The organism is Streptomyces sp. CA-210063 (genome assembly GCF_024612015.1).
Taxonomy (GTDB): domain Bacteria; phylum Actinomycetota; class Actinomycetes; order Streptomycetales; family Streptomycetaceae; genus Streptomyces.
Genome location: NZ_CP102512.1, coordinates 4,962,935 through 4,979,606, shown reverse-complemented (window position 1 = coordinate 4,979,606; position 16,672 = coordinate 4,962,935). Strand labels below are relative to the sequence as shown.

Sequence of the window (16,672 nt, the reverse complement as noted above, 5' to 3'; positions counted from 1 at the left end):
GTCAGCCGGACGCTTCGGCGAACGCTGCCCTGCGGCGGCTCCATGCCTTCTTCCGGCACCGCGGCGAGCAGTAGACCGCGTTGCTGCGGTGATCCACCCCGGCCACCCAGACGGCCCCGCACTCCGGGCAGACCCGGCGGCCCTCGCCCCGTTCAAGCGCCGCCACCCGCAGCCGCAGCCGCCGTATCCGGCGCCACTGCCTGCACCGACACACCCCCGAGCAGTACACCGCCCGAGGTGCAGCCTCCGGCCCCAGCCATGAACCACACCCAGGACAACGCCGATCACGACCAGGCCCGTTGACCCCAGACACGCCGCCAGCCTAGACCCGCCCAAAGATCCAAAGCGAGGTTCAGACACAGGCACTTATAGATATCGATGATCGTCGCGGGACTTCATGGCAGGAACGGCGCTCGACTCTGAGGAATCACCTATCAGGGGAAATCAGCTGATGTGCTGTCAGGCGCGCTGCTAGCGTCACGATCGTCACGTGGGCACTCATATGCCCCTCCCGCCTCAAGCGCACAGGACGACCGTGAAGATCAAACGCGTTCGCATCGAGAACTTCTGCTGTCTGCACAAGGTGGACGTGTCCTTCGAAGACATCACCTCCTTCATCGGGCCGACCGGGGTCGGCAAGTCCACCGTGCTGCGTGCGCTCGACTGGTTCTTCAACGGCGAGAAGGGTGTCGCCCTCAGCGACGACGATATCCACTCGGCGGCCGAGGGCGGCCGTATCTCCGTGGAGGTGGAGTTCGACGGACTCACCGATCGTGATCGCCAGACTCTCGGGCGGTACGCGCCCGACGGCGTCGCGAGCGTGAGCATCTGGCGTACCTGGCAGAACGGCGAGGACAAGATCACGGGCAAGGCGCTCGCGTACGGGCCGTTCGAGGAGGTGCGCAAGAACGAGAAGGCCATGGAACTGCGGCGCGCCTATGACCAGTTGAGGGCGAGCGACACGAGCCTGGGGCTGTCGGCCGCCGGGACCAAGGACAAGGTTCTGGAGGCGATGCGCACGTGGGAGTTGGCCAATCGCGACCGTCTCACCGAGGCCGAGGTCGAGGACACGCACTTCTTCGGCTTCGCCGGGCAGAGCAGGCTCGCCCAGCTGATCGACTTCGTGTTCGTCTCCGCTGATCTGCGGGCGTACGAGGAGGCCGACGATCAGAAGGCGACCGCGCTCGGCCGCATCCTCGACCACGCCGTGGACCGCTCACAGGTCAACGAGCAGCTCGGCGAGATCGAGGAGAACGCTCATCTGGCCCGGCAGGAAGTGCACAGCAAGGTGTACGGCCCCGTGCTGGACGAGGTGTCGGCCGCGCTCTCGGCGGAGGTCGCCAAGTTCACCACCGGGCGCGAGGTGGTTGTGACTCCCACTGTGCAGGCTCCGAGGCCCGCCCGGACAACCTTCCAGGTGAGCATCCGGGACGGGGCTGCCCATACCTCGGTGCACCGGCAAGGGCACGGCTTCCAGCGCGCCCTGATCATCGCGGCGCTGAAGTACCTCGCCGACCGAAGGCGCTCGGCCGACGGCATGCGGACGCTGTGCCTGGCCATCGAGGAGCCCGAGCTTTTCCAGCACCCGCCTCAGGCGCGGACCTTCGCGAAGGTGCTCCGCGAGCTGGTCGCCACCTCGCCGCAGGGGCGTACTCAGGTCATGTACGCCACCCACAACCCGGTCTTCATCGATCCGAAGGGGTATCACCAGATTCGGCGCCTGGGCCGCGCTGCCGGCGAGGGGCATCCCGTCACCCAAGTGTGGCAGGCCACGGAGGAGGACCTGTGCGGGGCCTTGGACGGCCTCGTCGACAAGAAGGTGATCAGGAGCAGGACCGAGGGCACGCTGAGCGGTGCGCTGGCAGAGGGCTTCTTCGCCCATGCCGTGGTGCTGGTCGAGGGGCGCGGGGACGAGGGAGTGATCACCGGTTGCGCCGACCGGTCGGGGATCAACCTGGGCGCGGAGGGCATCAGCGTCATCGAGGTCCACGGCAAGGACAACCTCATGATCTCTGACGCCCTCTTCAGCGCCCTGGGCGTGCCCTGCTACGTCGTGTTCGACGGCGACGCCGGCATGGAGGAGCGCAAGCGGGCGTCGGTGCAACACCTCATCCCGCAGCAGCGACAGGACAAGGAGCAGGAGTTCGAGCGCCAGGCACGGAACAACCGGACCAAGAACGCGAATCTTCTCCAGTACCTGGGTGCGACGCCCAATCCGCAGCCGGCCGACGACTCGACCGGCCGCTACACCGTGTTCGAGGACACCCTGGAGACCCATCTCGACCAGCACTGGCCGACCTGGGAGGAGCGCAGGCGGGAACTCGTTCGTGCGGGCGAGGGCATCGACGGGAAGAACGCGGCGACGTATCTGGAGACGACCCGCACGGTCGTTACGGAGCCACCGTTCTTGCTCCACGCCTTGCTGGAGAACGTCCGTTCGCTGATCGGGCGCCGGTAGCCAGACCGTTGCCTCACGCGGGCTTGCAGTTCTACGCCAGCTGCAGCCCTGATGCTTGTGGAAAGGGTTGCGATTTGGTGACGGCGGCCACCTGTAACCAAAGCCGTAAACACAGCAGGTGAGGACCTGTCGTGGCGATTTGTCCAAAACGGTCGGCGGCTGGGGGCTACGAGATTCCACCCCTGGAGGGGCTGCGCCCAACACGCTTTCCAAATGTTCGTCTGGGGGTTCGGGGACGCTCGGGGCCGTTCTGACCTGCGATGGAGCATGTCGATGGGTGCGTAGCGGACCGTGCCGGACGCCGGTGAATGCAACCAGAACTGCAACCAGATGGTCGGCGTCTCGCTGCCCGGGGGGCGCCACAGTGCCGTGGCCATGGCTGCCTCAGATTGTGTATGCGGATTGTCCCCTCGGAGTGTCAGTGGTGCCCGGTAGGTTCTGCTGGGGCACGTCACCACGAACGGGGAGACATCTCGATCATGTACGACGCCGAATTAATGGCCGTGGCCACTGGTGCGGCCGGCACGCTCGTTGCGGCCATAGCCACGTCGGGTGCCGAGAAGATGCGCTTGAAGGTCGCGCACTTCTTCCGTCGGGCCACTCCGGATCAACAGAGAGCGGCGGATCAGGCAGTGGATGACACCGCTGCGCAGCTCACCTCGACCTCTCCAGAGGCTCAGGCGCTTGCAGCGACCGCCTGGGCGCAGCTCATCGCTCAATACCTTGCCGAGCACCGCGACGCCATGAGCGAGGTGGACGAACTCACGGTGCCCACCCCGTCGGCCTCGAAGGTCTGGAACCAGCACAACACCGGCACTGGAACGTTCATCGGTGGTGACGTCCACGGTGGCCTGACCTTCAACTACGGCGGGGCGTCAGATGGCCGACGCTGAGCACCGGGAGCAGCACAATCACGGCTCCGGCACGTTCGTTGGCGGCGACGTCCACGGCGGCTTCTGGCAGGTCTTTCTCCCGCCCTATGGGAACAAGACCTCCGGCAATCCGGCGCCGTCGAAGCGACAGCCCGAGCAGGACGACGAGGAGGAGGATGACTACGAGGGAGTCCTGGGGTCTGTGATCGTGACTGCATGGATTTCCGCTTCGGCTGGTCTGGCCGTCGTCTATGCGGTCATGGGCTGGCCTTGGACCGACCGTGAACCGGCTCCTGGCATCGCTGCCCGCATCGGCGGAGGGCTCGTCGCTTTCTACGCCTGCTTGGCTGCGGCGGCCGCCTTCTTCGCGCGTCTCGCTCAGGTCTTCGAGCTCTGGTCGGAACAATGTGCCATCACGGCAGCGCAAAGCCGGGGGAGATTGGTGGCTAGGCCCCCTGCGTCTATGTCCAGGGCTATGGCTGGCTTGACGGCAGCGGCGTCTGTAGCAGCCGAACTGCTTGCGTCTCTGTACGGCTGGTCCTCTTACGGGGGTCAAGTATCGCAACGTGCGCACCTGGCCCGTCTCAACGCAGCCGCCAACGCGAATTCGGCTCGCGCCGCGACGAAGAAGCCCAAGGCATAGCCACGGGCTGGCGGGGGCTCACCTGTAGCTGCTGGCGGATGCCTCCAGCCCGGCCGGAAGCGCGTCGAGGCCCACTGTCTTGACGAATAGCGATACGAGATGAGCTCAGATAGCGGGCCTTGTTCGTGGACCTTTCTCCCTGCCGCCACTCGTAATAACCGGCGAGGGACATCCTCAGGACGGGACCTGCGGTGACGTCGACCGCATTCGTGCAGGTTGAAGACCTCCCATGCGTATGGCGCACGTAAGGCCGGGGTGGAACGCTGCCATCCGGTCAATCCGCCAGCAGCGCATCACTGAGCACGTCGAAACGAAGGGCTTCTTGCGGAATCGCCTGGCCGGTGACCAGGAGGCCGAATGCCTGATTGCGGACTGCGTCGGGAAGCCATGCGACCAGCTCCCGAGCCTTGGCCTCCGTGGTGGGACGAGTTGGGCGCCGGGGCTGGGTGACGAGCATGGCCCAGAGGCGTGCGGCCGGTCCTGCTGGGATACCGGCACGCTCGGCCGTCGCGCAGGCCGTCGCGGCGATCTGGAGGCCGGCGGCATCCAGATCGCCGAGGTAGTCCAGACGTGTGACCGGGAAGGGCAATGCCGCAAGGGACTCCAGGGGCGCGGTGTTGCGGCCCTGGACCCAGGCGACGGCAGCCCAGGGCGGGACGGCGCGGGTACGCAACACGCGGAGGAGCGTGCGGAAGGTGGCGTGGTTCTCGACGCAGACGACAGCGCCGGATTGGCCGATCTCCGAGGTGACCGGCTCCCAGACGAGAGGAGTCGGCAGCCGCTCGCAGCGCAGCAGCTCGAACGTCAGCCGGTCGGGCGCCCAAAGGGTGCTTCCCCCGCGCGGAGGGTTGGCGTCGAATGCCTTCTCGTCGAGGAGGAGTTCGTAGGCCCGTTCGGCGACGGAGGCGACCGGGACCTTTCCGCCGTCGGTACGCCGGAGCCAGTCGTTGACGGCCAGAAGGAGCTGTCGCTGTGTCGCGGAGAGACGAAGCGTGGCTGCCCAGCTGGCCAGTTCACCGCGTAGGGGTACGTCGACAGGCAACAGCTTGTCGGAGGGGCGGGCCGCCCCCAGCAGGGTTACGGCTTTGGGTAGGACCGTTCGTCCCCGGCGTACGGTCGTGGTCCGGCTGGCCGACCACAGTCCTTCCTGCTCCCCGCGCTTGATCGTGTCGTGGACGACTTCGGGCAGCGCGGACGCTTCGATCCCGGGGTTCTGCGCTCCAATAGCGGCGGCAATGTCGTCGGTGTGGCGGCGGCCCCCGCGCCCGCCAGGGTCAAGTGCGGCGATCAGCGAGGTCAGATTGACGGAACTCATTCTCCGAGCACCGCCCTGACATCGCGTTGCACGAGGACCAGGTCGGTCAACTCGCGAGATTGGTCATCGACAACCACGACTTTCTCGCCCGAGGACGGGCGGGAGCGTCGGCCGAGCATGATGGTGCGGTCAAACATCGACAGCGCCCCTTTGTCTTTGGGCGCGGCGGTGAACAGCAGCTGCAGGCCAAGTTGGTCGGCGGCGCGTCGCATCGTCCGGACGAACTGGTCTGCGGATGCCTGCCCGAATGGGTTGTCCAGCCATAGCCAGCCGACCGAGGTGGTGTCTGAGAGGGCTCGGACTTTCGTCATCGTGGCGTACAGGAGGACACCCGCGGTAACCCGCTGCCCACCAGAGAAGTTCTTCAGTTCGGCGACGTCGACCCGGTCGAGGGAGAGGTCGATGTGCGGTTTGAGAAGGCGGACCCTGAAGGGCGCGTCGACCAGGGCTCGGGTGGCGGCGAACAGAAGGGACTGAGCGTCCGACCGGCCGGCGCCGGGCGTCAGCAGAGCGTGGACGATGCGGGCCACGCGGTCGATGGCGACGGATTCGTCGGCCGGAGCCTTTTCATGCTCGATGACGACGAAGCGCCGTTCGGACCACTCGCCCAAACCGTCCGGGAGTCGGGACTGGTTCTGGTAGGCGCGAAGCCGGTCGAGTGCCCGCGATGCCTGCACGTGCAGCATGACCGCGCAGGTGTGGACGTCGCGGTCATGTCGATCCAGGTCGTCCCGCAGCGAAACAGCTCGCTGTTCGAGCTCTCCCGCGATGCGTTCGGCCTCTGCGGGAAGCTGTTCGTCGCCGCGCAGCCGTGAGATCAGGTCGATGACGCGGGAATCCTCTGCGGCCTCGACCTTGCGTGCCTGCGGGCTGTTGGCGTGTGCGCGGACTGCGCTGGCTTCCCTCTGCCGGGCTTGCTCGCTGTCCGTCAGGTGTTTCCGTGACTCGCGAACGCGCTCGGAGACAGCCGAGATCCGGGTGGTGAGTGCGGCAATGTCGTCCGCGCGGCGGCCGGTCAGTACCGGGTCGGTGAGATAGCGCAGCGCGCCCACGCTTGCCTCGACGAGCTGGGCTGATTGGCGGGCCGCGGTCGCGGCGTTCTCCGCGTTGCGGGCGAGCTGTTCCGCGGAGCGCTGGGTGAGTAGGGACTGGGCCGCGAGTTCGTCGAGTTGGTCGGCGAAGCCATCGGCTTCGTCGGCCTCGGCAACCAGATCGGCCGACGGGAAGCCCTCGATGTCCGGGGAGGAGCGGTCTGCGCGTTCTTCGGCCTGCCTCTGGTGTTCCCGCTTGGCGGTTTCTGCGGCCTGCGATGCTTTCGCGTACTCCTCGCGCGCTTCCGCTTCTCGATGCTCGGCCTGGCGGGTCGCTGTGGCGAGCGCGACAGGATGGCGTGTGTCATCGGTGCTGGCGAACCGTTCGGCCAGATGCCGCAGGTCGATGTCGGCGTCCAATTTCGCGTCCAGGTCTGCGACGAGTTGCCTGGCGTCGGTGGCTCGCTGGCGCAGTTCTGGGTCGACCGCCGCGTCCTCCAGGGCCGATGTGACGCTCTTCAGGCGTGCTCGGATGGTGGGCGCGTCATCGGTGGGGATGGTGCCGTCAGTGGTGGCTGACAGCCCTGCGCTGCGTAGTTCGTCGGCTGCGTCGTCCCGGCGGCGTGCGTGGACGCGTACCTGGTCGCGCGCCTGTTCGGCAGCGGTGGTGAGGGCCGGTATCTCTTTGCCGAGCTGGTCGACACGGCGGCGGTGTTCTGCCTCGGCCGTACGCAGACCCGGCAGCTTTGCGCGGACACCGGAGAGGGTGTCCGCAGCACTGGTCACGGGGATGAGGAGTCGTCGCTTCTCGGTCGCGCGGTCGATGAGTTCTTGCGCGGCGTCTCGTGCGGCTTGGTGCTCCTGCTTGAGCTGGGTGAGGTTCTGGAGCGCGTCCGCTGCGGTTTGTTCATCGCTTCGAGCTGCTTCTCTCCGTACCTGAGCGGATCGGATCTTCTCCTGGACAGCGGTACGCGGGTCCTCAGGGAGGTCTTTCCAGAACTGGGTCAGGGCCGCGAGGGCGCTACGGGCGTCGGTGGCACGCTGACCTGCTTCATGGAGGCGCAAAGTCGCCGAGGTCAGCGCGTTCTCGGCGGCGGCGATCATGTCACCCGCGGCCTCCCGGTCGTAGGTACCAGGGTGCGGGAGCAGGACTCGGGCGAGTGTTCCGTCGGAGTGGTCGCCCGCACTCGGCGATACGGCGGCCTCTGAGTCAAGGACGGCACCGACCCAGACCGCCGTGTCGGTGTCGAGATCGTCGATAGCGTCGAGGGCGCGATGGAAGTGGTCAGGGTGGGAGACCACCACGCCGGACGCGATGTCGGGACGTGCCGATGCGAAGGATTGGGCGGCTTGAGGGGACATCGTGTCCGCCAGCCACCGCCATCCCGGCCAGGCCGGCACATCGGCGTCCTGGCAACGCCGGACGGCTTCTTCGACCAGAGCAGATGCCGGAAGTAGACCGTCGGCACCGACCGCGTCGAGGGTACGCCGGGCCTCACCGACCGCAGTGCGTGCCTCGGCGGCGTCCCTGTCGGCCGTCTCGGCTCGTTGGCTCAATGCGTCCGTGAGTGCCGAGCGGGCGGTCCACAGCTCGATGCCGCTGTCGCCGACGGCGTCCTGTACGCGTTCGTCCTCCTCCAGGGCGCGGACCCTGTCGTTCACCTGTTGGAGCTGACGCTCTCCGTTCTCGACGTCGTGCTGGGCGGCGACGACCGCGTTCTGGGCTTCCGTCATGGTCTTCTGCTGGGCATCAGCCTGTTTGTCGGCGGCTTTGAGCGCTTGGTCAGCAGCCTCGCGGTTCCTCAGTGCCGTAGCGGCTCTCTCAGTCCATCCGGCTTCCACCATTACCGGATCGGCACCTTCGCGAAGCAGACCGGTGGTAACTGCTTCGGAGAGGATCCGTTCGGACTCGGTGATCTGTTCAGCGACGCGCCGAAGCTGCTCTCCAGCTGTCGCGTGGGCCGCCACGGCCTTCCGTTGTTCGTCCTGGGCCGTTGCCAGGGCAGTGGCGGCCCGTCCCCGTTGCTCCTTCGCAGCACGGTGGTCGTCGGCGGCACGGTCGCGGTGGTCAGTGAGGAGCCGCGCGAGGGCGTGCAGGTGCCGCTGTTCCTCCTCGCGAAGCTCCGAGGTGTGCTTTTCGGCAGCCTCCAGGCGCGCCTTGAGCCCGGCCAGATGACTTCTGGCCGTGTTGGCGTCGAGTACGTCCTGGACGAGTCGCCAGCCGGCCAGTTCGCGGACCATCCGGTCGCGGTCCGAGCGGCGCTTGTCCGCGAGGGCTGCTGCGACGGTGGCCCTGAGTTCGGCCGCTCTCAGCCGCATACGCAACCGGTGTGCCTGCGCCCTCCGCGCGGTCGCGCCCGCCTCCCGGCGCAGGCGTTCGTGCTCCTCGTGCTTCTCGCTGGCATTGGCCTCCTCGACATCCAGTGCTGCCAGGGTGGCCTCGGAGTCGGCCACAACAGCCGCGGCGTTCACCTCGGCGGTGGCCACCGCCCGTCGGTGAACGGCTACCTGGTCATGGGCGATCGCGAGGCGGAGCAACGGTTCGGTGAGGCTCTCCCACAGGGTGAGTTCGTCGGACCATCGGGGACGGGCGGCGGCGTTCGCCCGTAGGACCTCGATGCTCTTGCCGATCTGCTCGACGGTCGTGGTCGGGGTTGTCGCGCCGATGAGCCACCGGACGCAGGCGTCGGAGTCAGGAAAACGCATCACGTGGTCGACGCCGCCTTCGGAGGCGTTCATGTCGGACTGGAACCGCAACTGCTCCACATCGACTCCGGCGGCGGCCAGCCAGTCGCCCCATGCCCGTTGGTGGTCCGACGGGCGATGCGGCGGGAGCGCGCCGCCGTTGGGCAGCATCCCTCGCACTGCCTCCACAAACTGGGCGTGAGTCGCACGTCGACCGACGCTGGTACGGAACGGCAGGTCTTGGATAGTCGGACCTGACCCGTAGGTCACCCATCCGTAGAAGTCGCGCTGCAATCTTCGAGGGTTGTCGACGTCCTGAGTGCCGCCGTCTGCCCAGTCGGTAACCATGCCCATGACGATGCGCTGGAGTTCGCCGTCCACGACTCGGGTGGCCTGCTCGACCACATGACAGACGTCGCCCGAGCGCACCAGCTTCGCCAAAGACCGGTCGGATTCACCGCGGATGAAGTCCCGCGCGTGCGGCAGGTACAACCCGAAACGCAGAGCCGTGATGGTCGTCTTTCCCGTGCCGTTGTCGGCCCACAGCGCGGCATGCCCGGTCGGCTCGAAGGGATCCGACCAGTTGATGCTGAGCCCCTCCAGCCGTGACTCGGGGAAGCCCGCGCCGGTCAGGTAGGTGCGCTCGAGGCGCCAGCCCGTCTGCATCACTCGCCCCTCTCATCGAACGGCTCGCCGTAGTCGGTATGCGGGGACTGATCGCGACTGTCCTTTCGGTGTTCTTCCGGTGCCTGCGAACCGATGATCGTCTGCCACACGAGAGGGCCTCCGGCGGTCGCGACGTGGGCGCGGAAGCGGTCCGTGGAACGCCACACCTTCAGCTCAGCGCGCGGGGGCGGAACCGTCCTATCGACCATGACCAGCCCGAAAGCCGCGAGCATCAGCAACACGTCCTCGCACATCCGCACCGTGCAGTCCCGCTTGAGGCGGCCACTCGATGTCAGAGCGACCTGTTTGCGGTTGGTGGCGTACTCGCGCCATGCCTCGCCGAGCCCGCCGTCGAGCGTGATCTCTTCCGTTTCGATAGTCGCCGCATGTTCGCGTACGAGGCGGTCGACATCCAACGCGGTGACGCGCCGCGTACCCGGCTCACGCACCGCACGAGCGGTTGGGTAGCACCACGCCGTCGCACCGCCGAGGGCCAGCCCGTACACCGCCCGATCACCCGTTCCCCGGATGCGGAGCCAGTGGCTGGTGTCCGTCACCGCCAGCGGCGACGTGGGTTCGGCGATCAGCACGAGGCCCGCTGAGCGATCGGCTGTCAGCACCCGCAGGCCGAGGCCGTCGGCCGTCTCGTCGAAGGCGGTGCGCAGGTCAGGGTCGGTGTGGAACCGGTCCAGCAGTCGGCTGTAGAGGTCATGGCGGGCTGGGGACATGGCGGGGTCGAGACCGTACCTGAGAAGGAGGCCGACATCCCTAGCGTCGTCACGAGCTGTCATCTTCGTCCTCTTTCCGGCAGACGAGCACATCGGGAACGTCCAGGTCCGCGAACACCCCTCGTATCCCGTCGTCCAACGCCCACCACTCGTCCGAAGCGTCGGGCCAGCCGTCGGGCCGCCAGAGCATCATCGCGTCGAGCGCGAGCAGCAGCCGCAGCCTGCGGCGGGCGGTGTCACGTGAACCCCCGACGACGGCGACCAGCCCGTCGACGACGGCGGACGGCCCCTCGGCGGCGAACAGCCGGTCGGCATCGGCCAGCAGGTCGGTCAGACGAGCCTTGGCGCCAGGCATGATCCGATGAGCCCGCAGTACATGGGCCACATCATGGAACTGCTCCGGGAACTGCTCGTACACCCCGTCAGCGTCTTCGAGCGGCTCGTCCACAATGGGCGCAGCATCCGGCTCCGGCACCTGCTTCGGCGGTACGGCAAGTCGGTCCGCGAGCGCCGCGACATCCAACAGCACCCGTGGAGCCGGTGGAGACAACTCAGCACCACGGGGCAACGGTAGGCCGCCCAGCAGCGCCGACAGTACGTCCGCTGTCGGGTCGATCTCGCTCACCGGCACAGCGCTGAAAGCCTGCGCGGCCTGGGCCTCACGCCAGCGCGGAGCGGCCCCGATCACATCGGTCTGCAGCACAGCCAGGGTTTCCACCGCGTCACCAAGCCGCGACGCGGCCACGGACAACTGCCGCACAGCCACAGGTTCCTGCTCCTCGGAGGCGTCGGCCCGTAGGTTTTCCAGGTGCCGCAACAACGTGCCGTCGACGCTGATGCGCCGCTCCAGATGCGCAGCCGCAGCTACCAGCTCGGGCCGCAGGACTCGCAGGTAGTCGACGCGGGTGACATCCCGCTCGGCCTCGGCGATCATGCGCCGGACGTTCGCCGCGTAGGTTCGCGACAGCGTCAGGGCGTCCTCCGCCGAGTCGATCGCCGCATCCAGACGCCCGCTCTCGGCCTGCGCTCGCATGACCGCGATCACCGCCTCGTGCTCGTCCTCCAACGACCGGTTGGTCGCGATGAGCAGCAGAGTCACGGCGGTGTTGTCGGCGTTGACATACAGGGCGCGCCCGTCGGCGGCCAGCGTCTCGTACAGCACGCGTACCTGAAGGGGCACCGGCTGCCAGCTGGAATCCGGATCCGCGTACTCGACATTGAAGTACGGGGTCGGCTCGGCGTGGCGGAGAAGGTGGTCGAGGAGATGCCGGGCAACGTGCGCGTGTTCCTCAGCAGGGCGGTGTGGGGCCATGCTCCCAGAGACACGGGCCATGTCGGCGAGCACCTCGTCACGTGGCGCGCCAAGATTGCCCTCCAGCCCAGAGGACAGAGCGATCATGTCCACGCACGACTGGATCAAGGCGACGAAGTCATACGCCTCCCATTGCACACTCGACGGGTTCCTCGCCCGGTTCAGGTGCACCTCGAAAATTGGCGAGAGGTGCGCAAGTGTTCGACGGCGGCGCGCGGCAGTGCTCGTCAGCGGAGAACCGGTGCTCTTCACGCGCACCTCCTCAGCCGGTTGGGCTCAGCCGTCGACTCCCTGATGCAAAAGAGTATGTCCAGCCGCCGAAGCCGCGACCCCTCCGGCGTGCGGGGCTCCCAGTCTGGCAGGTGCAGAGCAAACGAGAAGACCTTTTCCGACTATATGTGGCGCCGTGCACTTTCCCAGCAAAGACTGGATTTACTCAATTTCCTGGCGAAAGGAAGCATCGTGGTGCCCAATTCGGATCACACAGTCACGGACAGCGCCCGAGTCTGACGAGAAACAGCCTGCTACCGGCGCGCCGCGCTCATCTCCCTCGGTGACAGAGCAAGCAGCATCGCCGCTGCGGGCGCATGACGCGTGGGCTCTGCCGGTCGAGGTCCTGGGTGACATCCTGGGTGTGACGTTCTCCGAGAGGGAGCTGATCGACGACCATCAGGCATGGCTCATCGCCCTCCGCGGCCGGATCCTCGTCATCACGGTCCCCGGACTGTCCGAGGAGGCGAAGAAGCACCGAATCCGGCGGCTCTTCGCCGAACACATCGGTCATGGCTGGGCCGCCATCACAGTGGACTCGGAGGAAGAGGTGACCTTCGCCGAGACCTTCCTGGAGGAGGTCGACCCGGAGGACGTTCCAGCAGTCGATCCACCCGAAGTCCGCACGAAGCAGAGCAAGGAAGTGCGCGAGCTCTACGAAGGATCTGCCTACGCGCCACTGCACGGCTGGCGCAGCGACGAGGAGTCGATCGCGGCACTGCGCACGCTGATCACCGACGCACTCGCTGGCACGGCCGAGGACATGCCGGAGGAGGTCTATCCGCTTCCCGACGGCGTGGGGGCTATGGTCGCGATCGGCTACGACGACCAGGGAGTGCTGCACCCCCTGGTCTGGGTCCGCACGGACATCCCCAGCGGGCTGCGAGCGGACCTGTGGGGGTACTGCGCCGCGCTGTCCGCCAGCCTCGACCGCGTGGATGCCGAACCCGACGAGAACGGGATCTTCTACGTGGGAATGGAACGCTCGCCGGTGACCGGTCCGGGGGTCGCGCTGCTCGCGGCGGTCATTGCGCAACGGATGGGCCGGCGCCCAGAGGACTGTGCCTTCCCCCTCCTTGCGCCCCCCGCGCAGGCAGAGGAGGCACCGCCGCTGGCTGCGTGACGGGGGAGAACGCCGCCCGACAGCCAGAGAGATGGTCTGTCTGAGCCCCGGCCGCTTTTCCCACCCGCCCTCATCCAAGGCCCCCTGTAGCCGGTCCCACCACCGGGTACAGGGGGCCGACGGGTTCCTGCTGCTTAGGGGGCCTGCGGCACCTGGATTTGTTGCGCGCATCAGTTGGGAATGCCGCGTCCAAGGCGCGGCGTCATTCGCTGGCCGCGCCGGGAGCGCTGCTCTTGCGGGACCGAGGTTGACACAGTGATGCGCCGTGGACGCACCCACTCACGCATTTCATCGGGAGCCGATACGCGGCCGCAGCTGGAATGGGACACGGGTCACTCCGTCCTGCTCGCTCCACAGCCGCATACCTGACCGCGTGAGCGCCCAGCCGATCTTCTCGTAGGGCATGAGCTCACCGACGCCGAGTTGCCCTATGAGGTGGGTCAGTTCGTCGGCCATTCGGAGATCATGCTCCTGCTGGCGCTCGTCCGCGTTGACGAACCCGTCGGCGCGAGCGGTGAACTCCTCGTAGGTCAATTCCCCGAGGGTGCGCCGATGGGCCAGCAGCGCTTCACGGTCGACGTAGGCATCGGAGTACTCCTTGCCGAATAGTCGTCCATACTCACGAACCCTCACTCGCTCCTGCTCCAGCGATTCGGGACCAATCCTCTTCTGACGGGCGGAGGCGACTTCATCAGCGCGGGACAGAAGCCAGGACAGAGGCGATGGGCACAAGAAGATCCCGAGTCTTCCGTATCCCTGCCACTCGCAATGGGCGTAACCAACGGCCTGGGTGACCCAGCCGTAGCGGTGTCCGGTGCTGGTGTTCGGGGTGGGATTCTTGAACTCAACACCGAACGCGGGGGCATCATCGTGCCACCCTTTCGGATCTCTGGGCCTGAGTACTGCGTCTATGCGCGTCTCTTCGCCGGTCCAGTAGCGCCCTGGTATCTGCTCCTCGATGTGGAACCACCGGTCGAGCTTGCCTAGGACAACAGCAGAGAGCGCCTTCTCATCAGGGAACGCTCCAGGTTGAGGCATCAATGGCCTTTGCTCGTAGCGCACTTGGGGACTGTACGTTGCCGCCGCGCCGGTGACGAGCCCGACTCCGGCTCGGCCAACACCCCTCTCCTGGGGGTAACTTGCGATGGGGCGCGCCCCACGAAGTTTCAGAGGGGGAGAACGTGTCGAAAGCCGAGCTTGGGGCGGTCATCTTCGCTGCTTGGACAATGTCGGTATGGGCCCTGACCATGACGGCAACGTCGCAGCGCCGAGGTACCAGAACACTCTTGGAACGGATCTGCTGGGCTCACGCGCGGGCACACGCAAGACGCCGCCGCGCTTACCTGGTGCGCCAGGTCCGTGACAGCTCCTTGGCGACCCGTCCAGACCGTCCAACGCTGGACTACTTGCAGCGCGAAGACGTCCTCTATCAGGTGGCCAGGAGGGCGCTCGCCATCAAGATGATCGTCCCCGTCGCGACATCCGTCTCCGCGGGCGGCGCTCTTGCAACAACCATCGAGCGCACAACCTGGCACGTCTGGCGCGACGCGCTCGCGATCGGGGCCCTGATGGCGCCCTTGTTGATCACTGCCGTGGTCGCCTCACTGGTCACGAACCAAGGCATGCAACGGTGGACAACCGAGGCTGTGACGGTCACGGCACGGAGGGCCTACGAGGCTCTTCTCCAGCCTCTGGAGGTAACGGGGAAGGAGCCTCCGACAGCAACACCCTTCAACTCCCCGCACGTTGCAGCCGTCCGGGCTTTGGAGGACTTCGCCATCGCACTGGAGAGGTATGCCGTGCAGCGGGCGCTTCCCGACGGCCGTAACCCCATGCCTCAGGTCATCGCCCGGTTCTCAGCAGCTGCTGCCCTTGTACGTGAGCTTCGCGACGGGGTTGAACTTGATCGGATCGACGGTGCGAAGCGTACTCTGCTCGAAGTGGAGCGAATCCTGAAAGTCCTCTCCAGCGGCCGTCTGTACGATCTCGCACCCGGGGGCGAATCCGGTGACGGACTGTTGCACAGTCACCGAGAGCGCAAAGCATGGCGGCAGCAGGTGCTGCGAGGGGCCGCGTTCACCCTCTGTCTCGCTGGCATTGTGTTTGCCCTGGCTTCATCTGCTGTGGGCGTTGCCCTGGCCACAGCCGTCGCTGCAGGGCTAGTGGTTACTTGGGACAAGATCCTTCGTCTATCCACCAGCGGGGACGCGAGTGGGACAACGAGCAGCTGAGTGGAAAGGACTGGGCAACCGTACGCTCGTCTATATCCGCCAACGCCAGGTCGACGCCGTCGTGGTCACGCTCGCCGAGGCCATCGGAACCGGAGTAGACCCGGGGCGGGGGAGGAATGAACGTGGCCTTCAGCGCCGCGAGGGAGCTGCGGCCCTGGCGGCAGGGCCCGATCTTCGCCGAGTGCACTTCGCGGCCGACCCGGCCGTGTTCGTGACGACCACGCGCCTCAGCCGTCCCTCGAGCCGTTCGCGGTGCAGCACAGCATCCTCGCGGTGCACCGCGATTATCTCGGCCTGTGGAACAACGGGGCCTCCCTGTTGTCGCTGAGTGAGGTGAACGGCCGCGGCCAGGGAGACTCCCGGCCACCGAGAATCGTCTCCCTGGCTGCTCTGGAGTAGATGGCCTGTTGGCGGGTGGTGAAGCCCATCCGATTCCAGTGGAAGAGGATGTGCCGGGCCAGGATGCCGCGCAGGCCGAGCTGAAGCGTGCCCGCGCGTGCCGCGTCTACGAGGGCTTGACCGGAGCGCTCCACGCCGGTCACCCAGTTCCCGAGCGGCGCGAGTGGGCCGTCGGTGAGTGCGGAGCCGGCGTCGAGCGTCAAGAGTCGCTGTACCGGGGCCACCATGGTGCTGACCTGGTCGGGGTCTACGTCTGTGGGCAGTGGGCGTCGTGCTTCGACCTGCCCCCATACGTCTCCCTGTTCGCCCCACTCCAACCCGGCGGCCCGCAGCATCAGAGTGGTGACGAGGAGGGAGGTCTCTTTGGGGCCGGGGAGCACGCTGGTGCTGTGGGTCAGGTGCTGGTGGTAGTCGAGGACTCCGACGCTGTCGGTGTGGAACAGGGTGTGGGCGAGCGTCATGCCGTGCGGGCCGCCGAAGGCGATGGTTTCCGGCTCGTACAGGAAGGGCCACCACCGCATGGCGACGCCCCAGGACAGGGCCCTGTCGAGTACTTCAGTGAGGTGTGCGACGGCGTCCTCCACCCGTGTACCCGGGCCCGGCTGGACGCGTAGACGCCACCAGGGGTACTTGCGCACGAACCACCACGCTCCGATTGGCCCGGTGCGCAAGGCGGGCAGGAGGTAGGCGCCGAAGGTTCGTTCTGCCGTGGGGTAGTCGGTGAACTCGATGTTCACCTGGTGCCAGCCGCTGAGTTGGGGGTCGAGTGCCGACCGGCCGGCGTCCCGGTAGCGCTCGGTGGTCTCGGCGAGATGCTCGGGCGACGTCTGCGCTCGTCCGGCGGCCTCCGTGAGCGGGGTGCCGGTGAGGACGGCCAGGATGGCCTGCTCGAGCATGCTGCAATCGGGCAAGTTCATCCCGATCCCTTTCGGTGGCGGG

The 16,672-nt window shown here is 66.9% G+C and carries 11 protein-coding genes; 5 read left to right on the top strand and 6 right to left on the bottom strand.

What is annotated here, in order from left to right:
- Positions 1-535: 535 nt before the first annotated feature.
- From JIX56_RS21560 to JIX56_RS21550, 3 genes are all read left to right on the top strand, one after another.
- Positions 536-2,458, top strand: a complete 1,923-nt coding sequence (locus JIX56_RS21560) for an ATP-dependent nuclease (RefSeq protein ID WP_257542846.1) — start codon at positions 536-538, stop codon at positions 2,456-2,458.
- 479 nt (positions 2,459-2,937) lie between these two features.
- Positions 2,938-3,351: a hypothetical protein gene (locus JIX56_RS21555; RefSeq protein ID WP_257542845.1), complete on the top strand. Its 414-nt coding sequence runs from the start codon at positions 2,938-2,940 to the stop codon at positions 3,349-3,351.
- Positions 3,338-3,973, top strand: a complete 636-nt coding sequence (locus JIX56_RS21550) for a hypothetical protein (RefSeq protein WP_257542844.1) — start codon at positions 3,338-3,340, stop codon at positions 3,971-3,973. The genes JIX56_RS21555 and JIX56_RS21550 overlap by 14 nt, the downstream gene beginning before the upstream one ends.
- A gap of 274 nt (positions 3,974-4,247) precedes the next feature.
- On the opposite strand, the gene JIX56_RS21545 is transcribed toward JIX56_RS21550, so the two are convergent.
- Genes JIX56_RS21545 through JIX56_RS21530 form a run of 4 tightly spaced genes read right to left on the bottom strand, consistent with a single transcriptional unit; the run spans position 4,248 to position 11,962 of the window.
- Positions 4,248-5,288, bottom strand: a complete 1,041-nt coding sequence (locus JIX56_RS21545) for a hypothetical protein (protein WP_257542843.1) — start codon at positions 5,286-5,288, stop codon at positions 4,248-4,250.
- Positions 5,285-9,670, bottom strand: a complete 4,386-nt coding sequence (locus JIX56_RS21540; protein ID WP_257542842.1) for a hypothetical protein — start codon at positions 9,668-9,670, stop codon at positions 5,285-5,287. Before JIX56_RS21540 ends, JIX56_RS21545 begins: the two co-directional genes overlap by 4 nt.
- The gene (locus tag JIX56_RS21535; protein WP_257542841.1) at positions 9,670-10,398 is read right to left on the bottom strand and encodes a hypothetical protein; all 729 of its coding nucleotides are present in this window, start codon (positions 10,396-10,398) and stop codon (positions 9,670-9,672) included. The genes JIX56_RS21540 and JIX56_RS21535 overlap by 1 nt, the downstream gene beginning before the upstream one ends.
- 49 nt (positions 10,399-10,447) lie before the next feature.
- Positions 10,448-11,962 (bottom strand): hypothetical protein, encoded by a 1,515-nt coding sequence (locus tag JIX56_RS21530; RefSeq protein WP_257542840.1) that lies wholly within the window; start codon positions 11,960-11,962, stop codon positions 10,448-10,450.
- Between the two features lie 301 nt (positions 11,963-12,263).
- Between JIX56_RS21530 and JIX56_RS21525 the strand changes: the two genes are divergently transcribed.
- On the top strand, positions 12,264-13,103 hold the full coding sequence (locus JIX56_RS21525) for a hypothetical protein (protein WP_257542839.1): 840 nt from the start codon (positions 12,264-12,266) through the stop codon (positions 13,101-13,103).
- 288 nt (positions 13,104-13,391) lie between these two features.
- Here the strand turns inward: JIX56_RS21525 and JIX56_RS21520 are convergent, their stop codons facing one another.
- Positions 13,392-14,165, bottom strand: a complete 774-nt coding sequence (locus JIX56_RS21520; RefSeq protein ID WP_257542838.1) for a hypothetical protein — start codon at positions 14,163-14,165, stop codon at positions 13,392-13,394.
- 344 nt (positions 14,166-14,509) lie between these two features.
- On the opposite strand from JIX56_RS21520, the gene JIX56_RS21515 reads away from it, so the two are divergent.
- Complete coding sequence (locus JIX56_RS21515) at positions 14,510-15,334, top strand: hypothetical protein (RefSeq protein ID WP_257542837.1); 825 nt, start codon at positions 14,510-14,512, stop codon at positions 15,332-15,334.
- 284 nt (positions 15,335-15,618) lie between these two features.
- Here the strand turns inward: JIX56_RS21515 and JIX56_RS21510 are convergent, their stop codons facing one another.
- Positions 15,619-16,629: a thiopeptide-type bacteriocin biosynthesis protein gene (locus JIX56_RS21510; protein ID WP_257542836.1), complete on the bottom strand. Its 1,011-nt coding sequence runs from the start codon at positions 16,627-16,629 to the stop codon at positions 15,619-15,621.
- Positions 16,630-16,672: the final 43 nt, after the last annotated feature.